Below are 11,128 nucleotides of genomic sequence, written 5' to 3' on the forward strand. Positions count from 1 at the left end.
GGGCGGGAGAGGGGAGGGCAGACGTGTGATCCAGGGCTTCCTGATAGGGTAGAGGTTGGGTTCGATCATCTGTCCTGGCCGTCCGTGAATGCTGCCAGGGGCGGGAGCTTGCGCCTGGCTCCTCCCTCCAGAAATGGTACCGGCACCATGCGCACCGGAGGCGCACACTCCCAGCTTCCGGCTGGGGAGCACGCCCGTTATCACGCCCCCGACCTGCTCCAGCGAGCGGGCAATGCAGTATTCGAGTTATGGGTAATCATAGCCCAACGGGGACAGGTGAGGGTGGGGGCCATCCCCTGGGAGCGGGCGCCTCCGGCGCACTCGCCACCTGCACCTGCCCGCCGGGCCTGCTTCCAGCAGGGTGGCATATCAAACCTTGCGTGATACAGGCATCACTGCTTGACACCAAATATGCGGGCATCCGTAGGGGCGGGTTCTACACCCGCCCACGGGTTCTACACCCGCCCCTACGGACGGTGCCTGAACCTACTCATCTTGCCATACGAGGGATGCGGTGAACGAGCGAAATCACCCCAGCACGCCGGTGACCACGGACACGCCAAACGGCATTTCCGCGGCACACGCCGGGGTGAATACGGTCTCCCGACCGAGTTACCCGTGTTGCGGAGTATGGAGTGCGGCAGCCACGCTGCCGCCGCAGCCGTAATCACGATCCGGCGCGGGTCACGTCGTTAACCCTGCGGTGTGTGCTCATCACGATGAGTCTGTCAGTGATGAATGAGATAACTTCCAGGAGATGTTTTTTGAAACAGGTTCTACTCCGATCCGTTCACTTGCGCCGCCACATCTGCCGTAACCGTTGCCAGAATCGTTTCCAGCGTCCGACCTGCTGGCTACCGGTTTCACGTGCTTTTGCCATCAACAGCGCGGCCTGCTCGCGGCCCAACTGGATCGCCTCACGCCCAATCTCCTGCAAACGCTCGCGATCAACAATTTCGCCTTCCGCAAACCAGCGCCACGCGGCTGTTCCGGTTGTGTAGGTTCCGGCATACGCTATCGCCACTTTGGGAGCTACCCCCCACACCGGAATCAGTCCCACCAGCATTCGGGCCAGTTGGCGCCAGATAAACGCCCCACCAATCACCGGTAGTACCTCGAACAGGCGTTCGCGAATATCTGGTGGCGCTCCGTAGGCCAGGGCAAGCCGGTATACCAACATGGCCTGATTCTTAGTCAAGATCAGGGTATCGGCGGCAGCAAACGGCATGTTGAGCAGAGGAATTTGCGATGGTAAGGCGGTTGCCAGTACATACGAGGCATTGGTAAAAGAGACACTACTAATCAGTTGTTTTGCCAGCACCGGACGCAGACCAGGCAACCGCCGAGCAGCGGCCAGATGCAAAGCGGGCGGTAGCCGTTCAAGAATCGCTTCAGCCAGTTGACGGTCAGTATCCGGGTTATCTGGATCAGGCACCACGAGCAAACGGGCATGGGCAACCCGTGGATGGAGCGGCCCGGCATCAGAGGGGAGCGCCGTTCCCCATACCACTACAACCGTGGGTAAGGATAGAGCTGCCAGTTGCTCAATCACCGTTAACTCACGGGCCGACAAACGAATATTCCGATCCAGACCAATAATAACGAGATCGACGTTCTGTACCTCTGCCGGTACAATCGTGGCCAGATTGGCCAGATGGATCGGTGATGGCCCGACTGCACCATAGCGCTGCTCACCGTATTCCAGGCGGGCGGCAATACTCTGGCAGACCCGTGTCGCACCGACACAGACGACAGTCAGCGGTGACTCGGCTTCTTTCCGAATATCCTCAACATTTATTTCACGCAGCGTATTCCAGGCAAGATTAAGATCGTTCCAGCTCGGCATGCAATAGCCCTCGTGGTGTCTGCTGATGTGCATTGACAGCATCATTATAGCACGTACCGTCAGGGCAGAACCGTCAGTATGGTATAATACCAATTAGTATGCACAACGCGCTGTTTGTGCCTGAAGAGGAGGAGCAAGATGGAACTTACTCACCGCCGGCTCAATCGAGTTGACCTCATCGAGGTTATTGGGCGCGTTGATGCAGCTTCTGCGCCACAACTCAAGCAACTGATTGAGTCGATTTTCGCCGACGGTCGCTATCGCATCGTATTGGATCTAAGCAAGCTCGAATACATTAGCAGTCCGGGTTTGCGCGTCTTGATTGAAGCGCGTAAGAAAGCTCGTGATTGGAAGATCACCGATCTTGAAGGTGGTGATGTTCGTATCGCTAACCTGCCACCCCGCATCAAAGAGGTGTTCGATCTAACCGGTTTTAGTTCGCTCTTCGAGATCTATGGCGATACCGTCGAAGCAGTTGGATCATTTTGAACCTGCCCTATTGCCAGACGTGTTCGTCTGGTCTCACAATCGCCATGGAGAGTATCACCCTTACTGCTGATCTGGATGCGTTGGCCAAAACCAGTGCATTTATCACCGCCGCAGCCGAACGTTGTGGTCTGGATGAACGGGCAACCTGGCAGGTGCAGCTTGCAGTAGATGAAGCTGTAACCAACGTTATCCAGCACGCTTATGATCCTGACCAACCCGGTGATTTCACCCTGAGCTGGCAGTGCCATGATCAACGTTTTATCGTAACGGTACGCGATCATGGTCGTCAGTTTGACCCCTCTACTGTGCCGACACCTGACATTACCTCACCGTTGGAAGAGCGTCAGATTGGCGGCCTGGGTATCTATCTCATTACGCGCTTGATGGACGAAGTTCATTTTGAATTTTCACCCCAAGGCGGTAATTTACTAACGATGGTCAAGTATCTACCATCTGATCAGGCTGAAGAAGCTAATGAAGTGGTCGTTATTCCCATCAACGACCGGATCGATGCGCTGACCGCACCCCGACTGAGCAAGACGGTGAACGAACGGATCGGTCAGGGTGCTCGTCAGATTGTGTTGGACTTCAGCAATGTACCTTTTCTGTCAAGTAGTGGCTTGCGGGCGTTGCTTCTTATCCGTAAGGAGTTGATGACGCTCGGCGGTGAATTACGGTTGGCCGCTTTACAACCGCAAGTCCACGAAGTCTTTACGATTACCGGCTTTACCCAGGTTTTCAATATTCATCCCTCAGTCACAGAAGCCCGCGCAGCATTTTCCCAGAGGCGTTGAGTGTCGCGCGAACAGATGCTGACATGGTATGGGTTGGTGGTTGGCGTTGTGGCGTGGATGTGGCTGTTTACGCTGCCCGCTACGCCGGTAGCCCCCATACTGGTGATATTGTTTGCAGCGATGGCCTTTGCCGTTGATCTGCTGGCATTTCGTACCCCGCCTGCCGATGTCCATAGTCTTGCCCCGCTGGTGCTGATCACGGCCAGTCTTACCCTTGGGCCGGTGAACGCAGCATGGTTGGCGGCTATTGAGGGGGTTGTCTCCGGGGTGGTGATTCTGCTGTTGACCAACCGCCCCCGTACATCCTTTTCTCTGTTTGGTCGTCCCCTCTTGCGCAGTGGTCTGCGCACCCTGGGCATACTTGTCAGTGCGTGGCCGGTCGGCGCTCTGGGCAATCAACCACTTACCGAGCAGAACCTTACGCCACTTTTCCTTTCAACCCTGTTCGGCTTTCCGCTGATTACCCAAACCGGGCGCTTGCTCCGCGAACTGTTGCAAGGCGGGCGCAGTGGCCTGGCAACCTGGTGGCGTTCAGCGTGGCCTGCAATTTTGGGTGCGGAGATCGCACCACTTCCCCTGGCCTGGTTAGGAGCCGCGATTGCCCGGCAGCTCGAACTTTTTCATCTTACGCTCGCCGGTCTTGCCCTGGTTGCCTCGGCAGCCATTCTCCGCCGCTCCTCGCTCAACCTGCAACGCCAACGCCGTTCAGTGCGTGAATTAGCTCGCCTGAATGAAGTGAGTCGGGCAATTATTCGCAGCGAACTCGATGTTGAAGCCCTCTGCGAGCTGATCTACCGTGAAGCGAGTCGGATTGTCGATACCTCGTCGTTCCATCTGGGTCTGTTTCACGGCAACCACTATACGCTCATGGTACGCATTCAAGATCGCGTACGGTTGCCCCGCTTGACGGTTGATCTCTCGGAAAACAGTGGACTGATCGGCTGGATTCGGGAGACCGGGCGGGCAATCCTGGTGGAAGATTTTGTGCGCGAGATGGATCGTCTGCCGGCACGTCCGCGCTATCAGAGTGAACGACCACCACGTTCAGGCATTTATGTGCCGCTCATTGCTGGTGAAACGGTGATCGGCTCCATCTCGGTGCAGAGCTACGAACCGGGTGCCTTTGATGCCAACGACCTGCGCCTCATTTCGCTCATCGCCGACCAGGCCGCGGTGGCGATTGCCCGTGCTCGCGCCTTTCACGAAGCCCGCCAACGGGCAAACCAGTTACAGGCTATTCGCGAAGTCAGTCAACAGATCACGGCGATTCTTAATCTCGACCAGTTGTTGCCCTCGGTTGTGCGGTTAATCCGTGAACGGTTCGGTTACCACCCGGTGCACATTTTTACTCTGTCTCCCGATGACGAACGCATCTACTTTCGAGCTTCCACAGCCGATGGTGCCGATCTTGAGCGGATTCGGGCCCTCTCCCTCCGCATCGGCCAAGGTCTGGTTGGTGAGGCGGCTCAACGCGGCGAACCGGTGTTGGTAGGCGATGTCATGAACGACCCTCGCGCTATTCGTGATACCTGGCAAACCCGTTCTGAGCTAGCTGTGCCGTTGCGGGTTGGTTCGACGGTCATTGGGGTGCTCGATGTGCAGAGTGATGAGCCTGATGATTTTGATGAAGACGATCTGTTCGTGATCCGCACCCTGGCCGATCAGATCGCAATTGCCATCGAAAGCGCCAATGCTTACACTGCCCAACAAGAAGAGGCATGGACGCTGAATGCCTTGTTACAGATCGCCGAGAATGTTGGCCGCGCTACCACCTTACCCGATCTGTTGGCTACTGTCGTGCGCTTGCCGCCGCTGTTGCTGGGATGTCCGCGTTGCTACATTGCGCTCTGGGATCGTGAGCGGAACGATTTTGTTCTGCGTGCGGCGTATGGGTTGTCTCGCCAGGCCCGCGCAACTCTGATCGACGAACCGGCCCGCTCGCCATTTTTGCTCCGCTTACGCGAACGAACTATCGAGAGTGAACAGATCAATATCGAGACCATCTGGCAGGCGCAAGACAATGCCGATCAATGGCCAGCCCTCATTCCGGCGGCGCACAGCGGCGCCCTGATTGGGTTGCCGATCAAAGTGCGCACCACGCTACCCGGTGTGCTGGTGTTGGATTACAACGACCCGTTTATTGCTCTCAGCAGTCGTCAGCAGAGTCTCTGCATTGGCGCTGCGGCACAGATTGCCAGTGCGCTGGAAAGTCTGTTGCTGGCGGCAGAGGCGGCGGAGGCTGCCCGCCTCGAACAGGAACTGCGCGTCGCACGCGAAATTCAACGCACCCTGTTGCCTACTCGTTTGCCGATAGTGCCGGGCTGGCAGATCGATGCTGCCTGGCAATCGGCCCGGCTGGTTGGTGGTGATTTCTACGATTTCTGGCCTTTATCATCAGGAGATGACCAGTATCACGAACTGGGGTTTGTCATCGCTGATGTAAGCGATAAAGGGATTCCAGCCGCAATGTTCATGACCATGGCGCGTTCACTGGTACGTGCCGCTGCACTCGATGGCTCTGCGCCGGCACGTGCGATGGAACGGGCCAATCGCTGGTTGTACCGCGACTCTGAGTCGGGGATGTTTGTGACTCTGTTCTACGCCCGGCTTAACCTGGAAACCGGTCATCTCTGTTTTACCTGTGCCGGGCACAATCCGCCACTCGTGTACCGCGCTGCTACCGGACATATCGAGGAATTGCACACGCCTGGCATTGCACTGGGGGTGATTGCTGAAGCAACTCTGGCCGAAGCCAGTACGACCCTTGCGCCCGGTGATGTGTTGGTATGTTACACCGATGGGGTCACCGAAACGGTAAATGAAGCGCTGGTTCCTTTTGATCTCAGCGGACTACGCGCCGTGATCAAGACCTATCACACAGCACCGACCGGTGCTATCGTCCAGGCCATTCTGGCAGCGATTACCCGCCATAGCCACGGTCAGCCACCGTTTGATGACATTACGCTGATCGTTATCAAGCGAGAGTAGAGTCGTTTACGATACGTTCCAGGCAGCAGGGAAAGGCGCTAGCGGGTGAGAAACCGTGTGATCCGTTGAAAGATGGCCGACCGGTACGGCCCGGTGAGTAGCAGTTGATGACCGGTGGCCGGCCAGTAGGTGAGTTCACGGTAGGTGCTGCCGATCTGAGCCATGATTGCTGCGGCACTGGCTGGATCGGCTGTTGTATCACTGCGACCGTGCATAATCAGGGTCGGTGCCCGTACCAGCGGCAGTGTACGACGAGCGGCTGCCAGAGTCAGCCGCAACTCATCAGCGGCGGCGACTGACACCTTCACCGAGCGTCGTAGCATCTGTTGAATAACCGGATCGTCGAGATCAAGGCCGGGCTGGCGACGCCAGATTGATGCCCGAAGATCGGGGCTGCTGAAATCGGCCTGGGCCAGCAGATAAAACCAGGGGGTCACGTAACGGACAATCCCCAACAGATCAACCCGCCAGTCGCCACCAAGGCGGTAGGGTGTTGCCAGCATCACCAGGCGGTGCACGGGGCGCTGTGCTGCCAGCAACGAGGCCAGTGCGCCACCCAACGAAAAACCCACTACTGAGACAGCAGTAGACCGGCGGGCGAGTGCGTCAAATGCCGCCCGCACCGCAGCCAGCCAGTCTGTCCAGCGCACAGCAATCAGGTCTTCAGGGTTTCCGGTATGGCCGGGCAGACGCATGCCGAATACCGTATAGCCGGCTTGCGCCAGATGATCGCCTAAATCGCGCATCTCACCGGGATCGCCGACAAACCCGTGGATCAGCAGGCAAGCGTGATCGCCACCCGGCAACAAGTAAGGTTCAAGCATTGGGATCAACGTATACCAGCTTACGAAAGATATTGATATTACGCTCGCCAATACCGGAAATGGCCGTCAGATCATCAACACTCTTGAACGGTCCGTGAGCTTCGCGGTACGCGATGATGCGATCCGCCAGCACCGGCCCGATGCCGGGCAAGGCGATCAGGGTCTCGCGATCAGCGCGGTTAATATCAACCGGCGCCAGTTCGGTTCCTTCAGCCGATACTTCTTCCTTCTCCTCTTCCCGCCCGGTCTCGGCGACGGGTGATTCGACCTCACCCGACTCTGCGACTTGCACGTCTGACGACGATTCCGGCTTTTCTGCGACCATGCCGGCAGTGGTTGCAGATGCTGAAGCCACCTGCGATGAAGTATCGGCGTCTCCAGTCGATACGTGGGTGACCGGCGCGGCGGATTGAACGGTATCAGACGCTGAATCTACATCGGTTACCCCATTGCAATCACTCGCAGCCGCCTCAGCGCTTGCACTACTCCGCCGAATTGTCGGTGGCGCACCACGATGAACACGAGTCACAATCGGTCGTGGCCCACTGCTGGTGGATGCAGGAGCTGACGGCGCTGACGGTGCTGGTGATGGTGACGGCGCTGATGGTGTAGACGGCGCTGATGGAGCCGCCGATGGAGCTGGTGATAGATCGGACACCGGTGACAGGGTTTGATCTCGCTGCATCCGGCGCCAGATCACGTATCCAATTCCGAGTAATAAGGCAACCAACAGCAACTTACGCCACATAACAGTTTGCTCCCCGGTTGTAGATGCGGATCCATACCTCTATTCGGCACCCTGTACGAGCGAACGCAGTAGGGCCAGATTCATGCGATCCTCAGCCATATCCTCGCCTTTTGGGGTTTCGATAATCATCGGCAAATCGGCAAAGCGTGGGTCATTCACCAGCATACGGAACGCCTCAACACCGATACAACCCTGCCCGATATGCGCATGCCGATCCACCCGACTACCCAAATCCTTCTGGGAGTCGTTTAGATGAAAGCATTTGACCCGTGTCAGGCCAACCAGACGGTCAAGCTCGGCAAATGTGGCCTGAAACCCTTCGGGATCACGAATGTCGTAGCCGGCCGCAAAGATATGACAGGTGTCAACACAAATCCCCAACCGCTCGTGGTACGGGATCAACTCGAAGAGGCGGGCCAAATGCTCAAAGCGGTAACCCAGCGCTGTCCCCTGCCCTGCCGTCGTCTCAAGCAAGATCATCGTATTATTGCCGACACCCTCTGCCAACAGCCGGCAAATCGCATCAGCAACCCGCGCCAGGCCAGCCTCTTCACCAATGCCGGTATGGGCACCGGGATGCGTCACCAGATACGGAATATCGAGTTGTGCACAACGTTCCAGCTCGTCGGCGAACGCTGCAATCGACTTCTCGCGCAGTTCATCGGCTGGCGCTGCCAGATTGATGAGATAGGAGTCGTGGACGACGACCGGGTGAATACCGGTACGTTGTTGCTCTACCCGAAATGCTGTCGCCTCTTCCGGCGAGATGGGTTTCGCTGTCCACTGCCGTTCGTTCTTGGCGAAAATCTGCATCGAGTCCAGGCCAACCGATTCACCACGGGCAAACGATTTTGAGACGCCGCCCGAAATCGACATGTGTGCACCAAATCGCGGCATGCGGTCACCTTATCACTTTGTGCCGGCGAGTACCGGATACTGCAATTATATCACGGCATTCACGGAAGTCGGGTAGCGGAGTAGCCGGTGAGTGTGTGCGATGTTTGGTGAAGCTTCCCCTATATATCGTATATATCGCATGGTAGCCGGTAGATGCATCGCGACGTGAATCGGTTGGGTCACGTGCCGGTCGGGATTGTTCTGATCGTGACCGAGAGGGACGCACGGCCCGTGCGCCCCTACGCGGTTGGGTCAGGAGGCGTCTGAGGGCGGGATAATACAGGCGCTGGTGCCGAATGTCTCCCGCCGTCACATACTGGAGACGCACACTTCCAGGAGGATACCAGCGCTTGTGCACCGCAGTGAAGCGCTCAGGGGGACGGTGTTAGGGTGACGGTAGATAGCGTGCGATGACTTCGATCAAACCAGGAAGCTGTGTTAGCTCATCTATATCTGTCTGCCCCTGAATCTCGTTGGAGGCGGGAGTCCCCTTTCATCCACACGACACCATCGTGTCGCCAGGCGCTATGTCGCTTGACATGAACCTGCGCCAGCGTTAGACTACTACTGCATTCTGCCGCATCAAAAAGCTGTTCATCGCGATGGAACGCTCGCTACCAGCCGGAATACCTCACCGCCACCGGTCGCGCTTTTGGCGGATCATTGAATGGTTACTGGTGATCGCTGTCTTGATCATCCTGGCAATACTGCTAGGATACGGCGTGATCATCCTGAGTGACCGGCTGCTGGCTGAACGCATCTACCCCAACATTAGTGTGCGTGGCCTGCCAATTGGTGGAATGACCCGAGCCGAAGCGCGGGCCGCACTGCACCGTCGCTACGCCGAATTCCTTGCCACACCGGTGACCCTGCACTTCAACGACCAGGTCTGGCGACCGGCAGCCGAAGACCTTGGCCTGCACCTGGCGATTGAAGAGGCGCTTGATGCCGCATTCGCGATTGGTCATCAGTCGGAATGGGAGGTAAATGCCCAAATTGCCGCAGCGACCTGGCAATACGGCATCGATCTCCCGCTCCATCTGACCTTCGATCAGCGTGTCGCTCAGGCCACGCTCCAGATGATCGCCATCGAGATCGACCGTGCTCCCATTGATGCGAGTGTTGATTTGCGCGGCAGTATGGTCGTTGTCGGCAGTGAACAGTGGGGACGCCAGACCTTAATCGATGAGACACTGGCCGATATTGCGGCTGCCGTGCAAAGCCTGCAACCGCAAGAGATTGCCATCCGCACGCGCATCCTCGAACCACGGGTACTTGATAACGATCTGGCGCCAACCGTCAGCGAACTGCGTCTCTTGCTCAGCGGCCCGATCCGGCTTGAAGGTCAGGGCGGTCAATGTCGAGCGGGATGTCGTTGGGAATGGTCGCTCGATCAGATCGCATCCTGGATCAGGCTGCGCAGCCTGACCGCAGTTGATGGTCGTCCGGCGATGGCCGTTATGATCGACCAGGCCGCTATTCGCGCCGCATTAACCCCAATTGCCGCTGCCCTTCGCGAAGAGGGAGGGTTACCCAGAGTTGATTGGAATAACGGGAATCTCCGGATACGTACTCCCGGTACCCCCGGTCGTGGTCTGGCCGTGGAAGAGGCGATGGCCCGTATCAACGCTGTGCTGTACAGTACTGAACGAACGGTAACCCTTCCCTTACGCGAGCTGCCACCACCGGTCACTGCTGACAATCTGGCTGCGCTGGGCATCAGTGCACCGGTCGGCGTCGGAGTTAGCTCATTCCGCAATTCAGCGCCATACCGCATTACAAACATCCAGGCCGGCACGCGCCAGATGGATGGCGTGTTGATTCCACCCGGCGCCACGTTCTCGTTCAACACCACGTTAGGGCCGGTTACCGCCGAACGTGGCTTTGTTGAGGGCTATGCGATTATTGATAACCGCACGCAGAAAGAGTGGGGTGGCGGGTTGTGCCAGGTCAGCACTACCGTCTTTCGGGCAGCTTTCTTTGCCGGCTTACCCATTACTGAACGGCACGCGCATTCCTTTCGTATCGGTTGGTACGAGGAACTGGGTGAGCCTCCCGGTCTCGATGCTGCGATCTTTACCGGTGTGCACGATCTACGGTTTGTGAACGATACCGGTGGCTGGTTACTGTTGACCGGAACCGTAGACACCCGTCGCCAACAACTCTCCATAACTCTTTATGGCTCGCCAACAAACCGCCGGGTGGAGTATTCATACCGCATTCTTGAGCGAATGCCGGCCCCTACCGCCCCCGTCTATATCGATGATCCGACCCTTCCGAGTGGTGTCGTTCGCCAGACCGACACTGCACGTGATGGCTTACGGGTGGAAATCTACCGTACCGTGTACGCGGACGGTGCCGTTCATCTTCGGGATACGATCCCAACCACATTCCAACCCTGGCCCGACATCTTCGTGCGCGGTGTGGGGCGGTAGGGCTACTGTGCAGTATACCTGGGCTACGAGAACTTATTTCATAAAAAGTTGTACTGTCGCGCTCGAATAACCATCTCCGGTGCCATCACGCGCTGGATTGGTTGCCT

8 protein-coding genes are annotated in these 11,128 nt (G+C 57.5%); 4 read left to right on the top strand and 4 right to left on the bottom strand.

The features are described 5' to 3' along the window. Positions 1-790 precede the first annotated feature (790 nt). Complete coding sequence (locus tag VAE55_RS03060; RefSeq protein ID WP_322814347.1) at positions 791-1,846, bottom strand: hypothetical protein; 1,056 nt, start codon at positions 1,844-1,846, stop codon at positions 791-793. A gap of 138 nt (positions 1,847-1,984) precedes the next feature. On the opposite strand from VAE55_RS03060, the gene VAE55_RS03065 reads away from it, so the two are divergent. The 3 genes from VAE55_RS03065 to VAE55_RS03075 are packed head-to-tail and all read left to right on the top strand — an operon-like array spanning position 1,985 to position 6,117. After that, positions 1,985-2,335 (top strand): STAS domain-containing protein, encoded by a 351-nt coding sequence (locus VAE55_RS03065; RefSeq protein ID WP_012256949.1) that lies wholly within the window; start codon positions 1,985-1,987, stop codon positions 2,333-2,335. Between the two features lie 44 nt (positions 2,336-2,379). Beyond that, the gene (locus tag VAE55_RS03070; RefSeq protein WP_322814348.1) at positions 2,380-3,129 is read left to right on the top strand and encodes an anti-sigma factor antagonist; all 750 of its coding nucleotides are present in this window, start codon (positions 2,380-2,382) and stop codon (positions 3,127-3,129) included. Continuing rightward, complete coding sequence (locus VAE55_RS03075; RefSeq protein WP_322814349.1) at positions 3,130-6,117, top strand: SpoIIE family protein phosphatase; 2,988 nt, start codon at positions 3,130-3,132, stop codon at positions 6,115-6,117. It abuts the gene before it with no gap. 38 nt (positions 6,118-6,155) lie between these two features. On the opposite strand, the gene VAE55_RS03080 is transcribed toward VAE55_RS03075, so the two are convergent. The 3 genes from VAE55_RS03080 to VAE55_RS03090 are packed head-to-tail and all read right to left on the bottom strand — an operon-like array spanning position 6,156 to position 8,586. Then, positions 6,156-6,941, bottom strand: a complete 786-nt coding sequence (locus VAE55_RS03080; RefSeq protein ID WP_322814350.1) for an alpha/beta hydrolase — start codon at positions 6,939-6,941, stop codon at positions 6,156-6,158. After that, a complete protein-coding gene (locus tag VAE55_RS03085; RefSeq protein ID WP_322814351.1) occupies positions 6,934-7,689 on the bottom strand; it encodes a ComEA family DNA-binding protein in 756 nt (251 codons plus the stop codon). The genes VAE55_RS03080 and VAE55_RS03085 overlap by 8 nt, the downstream gene beginning before the upstream one ends. A 39-nt stretch (positions 7,690-7,728) precedes the next feature. Then, positions 7,729-8,586, bottom strand: a complete 858-nt coding sequence (locus VAE55_RS03090; protein WP_322814352.1) for a deoxyribonuclease IV — start codon at positions 8,584-8,586, stop codon at positions 7,729-7,731. Between the two features lie 602 nt (positions 8,587-9,188). On the opposite strand from VAE55_RS03090, the gene VAE55_RS03095 reads away from it, so the two are divergent. After that, the gene (locus VAE55_RS03095) at positions 9,189-11,021 is read left to right on the top strand and encodes a VanW family protein (RefSeq protein ID WP_322814353.1); all 1,833 of its coding nucleotides are present in this window, start codon (positions 9,189-9,191) and stop codon (positions 11,019-11,021) included. The last annotated feature ends 107 nt before the right edge of the window (positions 11,022-11,128 follow it).

The organism is Chloroflexus sp. (assembly GCF_034432675.1).
In the GTDB taxonomy this organism is placed as follows: domain Bacteria; phylum Chloroflexota; class Chloroflexia; order Chloroflexales; family Chloroflexaceae; genus Chloroflexus.

Bases quoted from the DNA above. Each gene is read 5' to 3' on its own strand.
- VAE55_RS03095 (WP_322814353.1), top strand. From the start codon at position 9,189: ATGGAACGCTCGCTACCAGCCGGAATACCTCACCGCCACCGGTCGCGC.
- VAE55_RS03065 (WP_012256949.1), top strand. From the start codon at position 1,985: ATGGAACTTACTCACCGCCGGCTCAATCGAGTTGACCTCATCGAGGTT.
- VAE55_RS03080 (WP_322814350.1), bottom strand. From the start codon at position 6,941: ATGCTTGAACCTTACTTGTTGCCGGGTGGCGATCACGCTTGCCTGCTG.
- VAE55_RS03090 (WP_322814352.1), bottom strand. From the start codon at position 8,586: ATGCCGCGATTTGGTGCACACATGTCGATTTCGGGCGGCGTCTCAAAA.
- VAE55_RS03070 (WP_322814348.1), top strand. From the start codon at position 2,380: ATGGAGAGTATCACCCTTACTGCTGATCTGGATGCGTTGGCCAAAACC.
- VAE55_RS03085 (WP_322814351.1), bottom strand. From the start codon at position 7,689: ATGTGGCGTAAGTTGCTGTTGGTTGCCTTATTACTCGGAATTGGATAC.
- VAE55_RS03060 (WP_322814347.1), bottom strand. From the start codon at position 1,846: ATGCCGAGCTGGAACGATCTTAATCTTGCCTGGAATACGCTGCGTGAA.